Source organism: Sphingomonas sp. BAUL-RG-20F-R05-02 (assembly GCF_022662305.1).
In the GTDB taxonomy this organism is placed as follows: Bacteria; Pseudomonadota; Alphaproteobacteria; order Sphingomonadales; family Sphingomonadaceae; genus Sphingomonas.
Genome location: NZ_JAKNQH010000074.1, coordinates 1 through 573, shown reverse-complemented (window position 1 = coordinate 573; position 573 = coordinate 1). Strand labels below are relative to the sequence as shown.

The 573-nt window shown below is 63.0% G+C and carries 1 pseudogene; it reads right to left on the bottom strand.

From position 1 onward, the window contains the following. Positions 1-432 (bottom strand): annotated as a pseudogene (locus L8F97_RS22490) (catalase); the annotation flags it as partial. Positions 433-573: the final 141 nt, after the last annotated feature.

Genomic DNA, 573 nt, shown 5'->3' with positions numbered 1-573 from the left:
CGTGGGGGCTGCGAACGCCGGGCCGTTGACCAGGATGAAGTCTTGCGTGGTGTCGGCCTCCGAGCCCGGCAGGCGGTCGCCGGGAACGCCGAACAGCTTGACCGCGAGCCCGCGCGGCACACTGACGCTGTCTTCGAGGATGTCGCCAGGCAGCGTTGAGAAACGCAGCAGCGCATCATAGCTGCCGGGTGCCGAAAACAGGCCCTGGGCGAGAGAAGGCGCAAGGCCGGCGAGCACCTCAAGCTTACCCTTGACGATCGCGTGACCTTTCGCGTGGACGCCGCGAACGGCGGTGCCATAGTCCTTGGCCGTCGTCTCCTGAATGAGGCGGAGCTGCTCATTCAGCCCCTGGATGGTCTCCGCTTCGTCGTCGGCGCGCACCTCAATGTTTGGTGTGAAGGCAACGGGCGAGCGGTGGAGATCATCGGACATGGAATGGACCTTCTGCAAGCATGGGGTTCAATGGAAACTGTGCCCCGGCCGGTTTGGGCTCACGCAAGCAGATCATTTGGACGATCAGTGTCACTGATCTGGACGATCAGACACCTACGGCGACACGAACTGGGATGGAAC